Source organism: Fictibacillus gelatini DSM 15865 (assembly GCF_000430745.1).
Classification (GTDB): domain Bacteria; phylum Bacillota; class Bacilli; order Bacillales; family Fictibacillaceae; genus Fictibacillus_A; species Fictibacillus_A gelatini.
Genome location: NZ_AUMP01000065.1, coordinates 1 through 6,636 on the forward strand (window position 1 = coordinate 1; position 6,636 = coordinate 6,636).

The following is a 6,636-nucleotide window of genomic DNA, read 5'->3' on the forward strand; positions in this document are numbered from 1 at the left end:
TTAAACATACAGATCGGATCGATAGCAGTTCGACCGTTATCATGACAATATTTATCTTTCAATTCCTCGTAAACAAAGGAAAAATCAACTAGCTCATTTATTTTTCGTAATAAGTGATCTTTAGGAATAACCAAATCGTAAATCCCCATAAAAGGACTGAAAACCATAGATTGTTGTTTTTGAATCATCTTTATACCACCCACGAGAATTTGATAAGTTAATTATTACATAAAAAAAGTGTTACTTCCTTATATATTTTGGGAATCACACTTTTTTCGGGGGACTTTTTCAGTGGCCTCATGAATGAAGCCTGTATTGTCCGAATCGGCATGGTACGATAGCCCAAGCAACGTATCACCATTTACAACATGGCGGATTTCCTTTAACCGTTGATGCATTTCTTCATGAATAAGACGAATTCCCCCTGCCGCCGCTTCTTCAAAAGTGCCTTCCCACTTCAATCCAACCGCTTGAAACGCCTCTTTAGAAACCAAAACGGCTTTATTCTTTTGTTCAACTGACATGTCAATCACTCCCTTTCCTTGTTTTCCCCTCCATTATATACTGATAATGTGACAGAACCTGTCAGATTATTAAAAATAGGGTGAGAAAACGTGCCGAAAACCGAGCGAATGATTGAACTGATGATGCGGGTATACAAAAAAGAGCATTTTACAGTGGAGGAACTTGCAGAGGAATTTGGAGTCTCTTACCGGACGATGCTTCGATACTTGCAGGAATTAAGCGGTCTTGGCGTCCCCCTTTTTTCACAACCAGGAAAAAATGGAGGGTACAGCATCATGAAAAATAAAGCGAAGGCACCCGGCATAGCCAAGGCGATTAACCGCGTGATAAAGCCTGTTACCCATGTTGTCGGAGTGGAATTGAAAGCCCCTTTCACGGCGTTTTATATGGCAAAGGCGATACGGCCACGGCTCTGGAAAGAGATTGAAAATAGACGAGGCGAAATTCAATCGGTTAAAAAGGAGGGAACGTTTACTGGAGCCGTCCTTAGTAAAAACCGAATTTATCATTACATCGCGGGCGTAGAAGTGGCAAGGCCGGTCTCCATTCCCCCGAACATGGTGAGCCTTACTCTTCCGGCACGTGAATACGCCGTCTACACCCATGATGGTGACTTAGACCGGGAAGAGTTTGATGAAACTTATTTTTACGCCCTCGAAAAGTTAAGGAAACAAGGCTTAAACCACGACCCTGATGCCTATAGCCTTGAAATTTTCAAACGCGGCACAGGCCAGGAGTATACGATATATGTTCCATTAAGCAGCGACTAACATAGGTCTCTTTCGTTGTCGTAGAAAAAAGCGTGGACATCACAAATATCAACAGGAAACGCCGGCTTTCACCGGGCGGCGATGCATAACCATTATTTTCTTGAAATTTGTGCGCGTATATAATGATTTTTCAACAGTCCCCGTAAAAGGGACTTCTTTTTTTGCCATCTTATCGGGGATTGTTCTTTTATTTTTGAAGGCTTAAGCCGATATTCGTCTAATTTGGAGTTTATTCGTCTATCAAGGGAACTTATTCGTCTAAGTGAAAGTTGCCGCTGCAGGGAAGGCGAGCAAAGGAGCCGGGCGCCCGGGTCGCCATGACCTTAGATGAATTTTTCTCCAAATAAAAAAAGGAGAGCGCCCCCAAAACCGGGGACGCTCCTCTTCTCATTAAACCATCACTTTGCAAATATCGTTTGTAAACTCGACCGGATCGTGTATAGGCAATCCTTCGATGAGCAAAGCCTGGTTGTATAATAAATTGGTATACAGTTTTACTTTTTCTTTATCCTGTTCAAACGCGGCTTTTAACGAAGCAAATACATCGTGGTTCACGTTGATCTCCAAAATCTTGTCCGCTTTAATGTTCTGGTTGTTCGGCATAGCGCTTAACACTTTTTCCATTTCAATCGAGACGTCACCTTCTGCTGCCAGGCATACCGGATGTGACTTTAACCGTTTTGAAACCCGGACATCTTTTACTTTTCCGGACAAAACTTCTTTCATGTAGTCAAGAAGCTCTTTATTTTCTTTCTCTTCGGTTTCTGTTTTGTTTTCGTTTTCTTCAATGCCTAAATCGCCGCTGGATACTGATTTGAACTCTTTCTCCTTGTAGGACATGAGCATTTTGATCGCGAATTCATCGACATCATCAGTGAAGTATAAAATTTCATAGCCTTTGTCGGCCACAAGCTCGGTCTGCGGCATTTTATCGATTCGTTCATTCGATTCGCCAGTCGCGTAATAAATGTATTTTTGGTCTTCTGGCATTCTTGATACGTATTCATCTAATGTGACCAGTTTCTTCTCTTTTGATGAGTAGAACATCAATAAGTCTTGCAGCGTTTCTTTATCCCGGCCGAAATCATTATAAATGCCGAATTTCAGCTGCCGGCCAAACGATTGATAGAAAGACTCGTATTTCTCGCGGTCATTTTTTAAGAGGCTTTCCAATTCTTTTTTGATTTTGCTCTTAATATTCTTTGCAATGAATTTCAACTGCTTATCTTGTTGCAAAATCTCCCTTGAAATGTTTAGTGACAAATCTTCTGAATCGACCATCCCTTTGACGAAGCTGAAATAGTCCGGGAGAAGATCCGGGCATTTTTCCATAATGAGCACGCCGTTGGAGTAGAGCTCCAGTCCTTTTTCAAACTCCTTCGAATAGTAATCAAATGGAATCCGCTCCGGAATGAATAAAATCGCATTGTATCTTACAGTACCATCGACTTTAATATGAATATGCTTGATCGGGTTGTCAAAGCCGTATCGTTTTTCATGATAAAAATTCTTATAATCCTCTTCGGTCAGTTCATTTTTGTTCTTTCTCCAAATCGGAACCATGCTGTTGATCGTTTGTTCCTCTTTATAATCCTCGTACTCATTGTCGCTTCCTTCTTTCAGTCTTCTACCCATTACATCCATCTTGATCGGGTAGCGAATGAAATCCGAGTACTTTTTAATAATTGATTTTAAGCGGTATTCTTCAAGAAATTCATCATACTCTTCGTCTTCCGTATTTTCCTTGATTTTGAGAATGATCTCTGTGCCGACTGCTTCTTTTTCGAACGGCTCAATTGTATACCCGTCAGCCCCTTCCGATTCCCATTTGTACGCTTCCTCTTGCCCGAGCGCCTTGCTGATGACCGTCACGCTGTCGGCAACCATGAAAGCAGAATAAAACCCGACGCCGAATTGTCCGATAATATCATGGCCATCTTTAATTTCATTTTCGTTTTTAAATGCAAGGGAACCGCTTTTGGCGATCGTGCCGAGGTTGTTCTCGAGCTCTTCTTTCGTCATGCCAATCCCAGTATCGGTAATTTTCAACGTCCGGCTATCTTTATCCGCTTCGACTTTAATAAAGTAGCTATCTTTATCAAACGTTAACGACTCATCCGTCAATGCTTTATAATAGATTTTGTCAATCGCATCGCTCGCGTTTGAAATCAGCTCACGCAAAAAAATCTCTTTATTGGAGTAAATCGAGTGGATCATCATGTCCAAAAGCCGTTTCGATTCTGCCTTAAATTCTTTCTTTTCCATTGAAATCTCCCCTTTCGCCACTTGAACTTTTTATGAAATAGGACCATAAACTTGCGACTACATTATTAGCACTCTTTCCCTTCGAGTGCTAACCACTTCTTAAATAACATACACTGTTGCCGGTGTCAATAACAATGTTTCACGTGTAACATTACTGGGAAGAGTAGAAGACGAAATAAAATAAAACGGACTTCACCTGAATTAAGGAAGTCCGTTTTTAGTAACGATCGCGCTTTTTAATTATATTCTAATGCCAATTATTTGGTATCAATGGCTTTACGATAAAGGTCCCGGCTTTTGTAACCGGCGCCGAGAATCATCTTCATCTCTTCGCGCCGTTTTGCTTTCGTCGCCTCTTGTTTTGCGCTGTACACATAACGGGCCCAGTCTTTTTGGTAGCCCGGGGTGAGGGATTGATAGAAGGCAAGCAATTCCGGGTGGTCCTTTAAATCGTTTTCCACTTCCGGGATCATTGCGGCATAATCATCCACACGTTGGCTTGCTTTCGCAGTTGCCTTATTTTTGTTTCGGGCCTCTTCCTTCAGTCCGACGACCGTAAACACATCATCCAACCCGACCATGCGCGCAAATTTAATCGTGCTATCCCCGACATAGCCATCTTCATCGGCGCCGAGCCCGGCCATTAAATCATCGCGGTGAATGAACGTTGGATATGCTTTATTCCCTTTTTTAGGATAAGCCAAAAAGAGATACCCGCCTTTATTCAATTGATTATGTTCGATAACGCGATTCACAAGTGCTTTTAAAGATTCCATATCGAGCACAAATGCAAAAATGAGATCATACGGGGCATCCTTAAGCTCCGTATCATAGCCGGCCAGCCCTTCAAAATAATCCGCCCCTTCCGGCAAATTCAATACCGCCGCTTTTTTATATTTCGTTAAGTTGAGCTTTTCCACGATTGTTTTAGCCATTGTTATTCCACCTATTACGCATCATCTTTTACCTTTAGTGTAAAAGTTATTCAAGTCATTGGCAAGTTGACTCCCCCAAACGATAATAATGTAATATAAATCAATATTTTTTTATTGTAAAACGATAAATGCCATGTTAAACTCAGACCACAATCATTAAGTGAGGTGCTTTTTATGCAACGAGTGTCAACGCTCTTCTTAAAAATAGCAGTTATTTTTATCGGGATTCCGGTTCTTGCATTGTGCATCTTTTTAGTTCCTGAGATTGGGAATATTGCAGCAAAATTGCTTCCTGAGTTTACTTCGATAAAATATTTCGTTTTCATCGTTTTTTATGCATCCGCGATACCTTTCTACTTTGCTTTATACCAGGCTTTCAAACTTTTACGCTATATTGACAAAAATAAAGCTTTCTCCGAATTGTCGGTAAAATCTTTAAAGAAAATTAAACACTGTGCCATCACAATCAGTACCTTGCATGTGTTGGTCTTGCCGCTCTTTTATCTCTTTGCTGAGAAAGACGACGCCCCGGGTGTCATCTTTATCGGAGTGGTTGTTCCTTTTGCTTCCATGGTAATCGCGGTCTTTGCGGCTTTACTTCAAAGGCTTTTAAAAGAGGCAATTGATATAAAATCAGAAAACGATTTAACGGTCTGAGGTGGATCACATGGCGATTATAATCAATATTGATGTGATGCTGGCCAAAAGGAAAATGAGCGTCACGGAACTCTCGGAGAAAGTTGGAATAACGATGGCTAATCTTTCTATTTTGAAAAATGGAAAGGCAAAGGCGATTCGATTATCAACCTTAGAGGCTATTTGTAAGGCTTTGGAATGTCAACCCGGAGATATTTTAGAATACCGAAGTGATGAAGCCACACAGCATTAGTATATTAACCTTAAAAGAAAATTTCTTTTTAAAAACCTTTGGAGGCGTCAATCATGAGAGCACTAAAACAACTCGTTCACTTTGGGTGGGAGCAGGCCCTATCCTGTTTGTTTCCTGTCGTTATTTTTGTCTCTTTGGCATTTACAAACTTCATCTCCCTTCCCTTCTTGCCACGTTATGACTGGCTGCTCATGATCTGCCTTCTAATGCAGTGGTGGATGGTGCGCTCCGGGCTCGAAACACGGGATGAACTAAAGGTGATCACTTTGTTCCATCTTATTGGACTTGCTCTTGAACTTTTCAAGGTACATATGGGCTCCTGGTCTTATCCGGAAGAAGGATATTCTAAACTATTTGGAGTTCCATTGTATAGCGGATTCATGTATGCAAGTGTAGCAAGTTACCTTTGCCAGGCATGGAGGAGGCTTAAGGTTGAACTAATCAAGTGGCCACCATTTTTGGTAGTAGTACCTCTTGCAGTTGCGATTTATTTGAATTTCTTTACCCACCATTATTGGATTGACGTCCGCCTGTGGTTATCCGGACTTGTGATTATTGTCTTTTGGCAATCATGGGTCACATACGAGGTTAATGGAACTCGTTACCGTATGCCACTCGCGCTCTCTTTTGTCCTCATCGGTTTTTTTATATGGATCGCGGAAAATATTGCAACGTTCTTTGGAGCCTGGGAATATCCAAATCAAACCGAATCATGGAGTCTCGTTCATCCAGGAAAGGTGAGTTCATGGCTCTTATTAGTAATTGTTAGCTTTCTTATCGTAGCGACGTTAAAGCAAGTTAAGGAGAAAAATTCCGCTCGTATGGAAACGAATCAATGTTTATAACTGTTTAGAACCCTCTTACAAAAATCCGGATCCTCTGTACAAATTTATGTTCGTTAGTAATGAACTAATTTAAGGAGGGTGAAGAAATGAGCATTTTTAATCCGGTTGACAGCTTTAAAGACATGTTGAACGAATTAGCCAAGGAATTCGGAAGGGTAGCAATGAAATGGCTTGATCTGTATGTAATAAATCCTACTGATTTTTCAAAATACAAGTATTTAGAGCAAATGTATGATTGGGTGTTTATTTTCGCTACAACAATTGCAGACACTCTCTTTGCTTTTAATCTCTTGAAAATCTATTTCGAGGAAATGCAAGGTGGGGCAAGCCGGGGTTCATCGGAAGTTATCTGGCGTTCGATTTTAGGAGTGGTATTTGCGTGTTCAACCCCTTGGATATTAACGGAT

9 protein-coding genes are annotated in these 6,636 nt (G+C 41.0%); 5 read left to right on the forward strand and 4 right to left on the reverse strand.

Features of this window, described 5'->3' with window-relative positions; translation table 11 throughout:
- A partial coding sequence (locus H538_RS0117785) for a transposase (protein WP_026678738.1) occupies nt 1-188 on the reverse strand: 188 nt, incomplete at its 3' end.
- 60 nt (nt 189-248) lie between these two features.
- The gene (locus H538_RS24295; RefSeq protein WP_051291545.1) at nt 249-524 is read right to left on the reverse strand and encodes a hypothetical protein; all 276 of its coding nucleotides are present in this window, start codon (nt 522-524) and stop codon (nt 249-251) included.
- 90 nt (nt 525-614) lie between these two features.
- Here H538_RS24295 and H538_RS0117795 point away from each other — a divergent pair, with 90 nt between their 5' ends.
- Nucleotides 615-1,295: a GyrI-like domain-containing protein gene (locus H538_RS0117795; protein WP_026678739.1), complete on the forward strand. Its 681-nt coding sequence runs from the start codon at nt 615-617 to the stop codon at nt 1,293-1,295.
- 390 nt (nt 1,296-1,685) lie between these two features.
- Here H538_RS0117795 and htpG read toward each other — a convergent pair whose 3' ends face one another.
- Entirely contained in the window at nt 1,686-3,560 is a 1,875-nt protein-coding gene (gene htpG / locus H538_RS0117800; protein WP_026678740.1) for a molecular chaperone HtpG, read from the reverse strand.
- Between the two features lie 257 nt (nt 3,561-3,817).
- The gene (locus H538_RS0117805) at nt 3,818-4,495 is read right to left on the reverse strand and encodes a YdeI/OmpD-associated family protein (protein ID WP_026678741.1); all 678 of its coding nucleotides are present in this window, start codon (nt 4,493-4,495) and stop codon (nt 3,818-3,820) included.
- 174 nt (nt 4,496-4,669) lie between these two features.
- Between H538_RS0117805 and H538_RS0117810 the strand changes: the two genes are divergently transcribed.
- The 4 genes from H538_RS0117810 to H538_RS0117825 all read left to right on the forward strand — a co-directional run.
- Nucleotides 4,670-5,152, forward strand: coding sequence for a DUF2975 domain-containing protein (locus H538_RS0117810; RefSeq protein WP_026678742.1), 483 nt, complete (start codon nt 4,670-4,672; stop codon nt 5,150-5,152).
- A gap of 10 nt (nt 5,153-5,162) precedes the next feature.
- The gene (locus H538_RS0117815) at nt 5,163-5,384 is read left to right on the forward strand and encodes a helix-turn-helix domain-containing protein (protein WP_026678743.1); all 222 of its coding nucleotides are present in this window, start codon (nt 5,163-5,165) and stop codon (nt 5,382-5,384) included.
- A gap of 53 nt (nt 5,385-5,437) precedes the next feature.
- A complete protein-coding gene (locus tag H538_RS0117820) occupies nt 5,438-6,229 on the forward strand; it encodes a DUF817 domain-containing protein (RefSeq protein WP_026678744.1) in 792 nt (263 codons plus the stop codon).
- Nucleotides 6,230-6,315: 86 nt separating this feature from the next.
- Nucleotides 6,316-6,636 (forward strand): hypothetical protein (locus H538_RS0117825; RefSeq protein ID WP_026678745.1); only part of this gene is annotated, 321 nt, incomplete at its 3' end.

Coding starts and splice junctions, on each gene's coding strand:
- H538_RS24295 (WP_051291545.1), bottom strand. CDS start 524: ATGTCAGTTGAACAAAAGAATAAAGCCGTTTTGGTTTCTAAAGAGGCG.
- htpG (WP_026678740.1), bottom strand. CDS start 3,560: ATGGAAAAGAAAGAATTTAAGGCAGAATCGAAACGGCTTTTGGACATG.
- H538_RS0117805 (WP_026678741.1), bottom strand. CDS start 4,495: ATGGCTAAAACAATCGTGGAAAAGCTCAACTTAACGAAATATAAAAAA.
- H538_RS0117810 (WP_026678742.1), top strand. CDS start 4,670: ATGCAACGAGTGTCAACGCTCTTCTTAAAAATAGCAGTTATTTTTATC.
- H538_RS0117815 (WP_026678743.1), top strand. CDS start 5,163: ATGGCGATTATAATCAATATTGATGTGATGCTGGCCAAAAGGAAAATG.
- H538_RS0117820 (WP_026678744.1), top strand. CDS start 5,438: ATGAGAGCACTAAAACAACTCGTTCACTTTGGGTGGGAGCAGGCCCTA.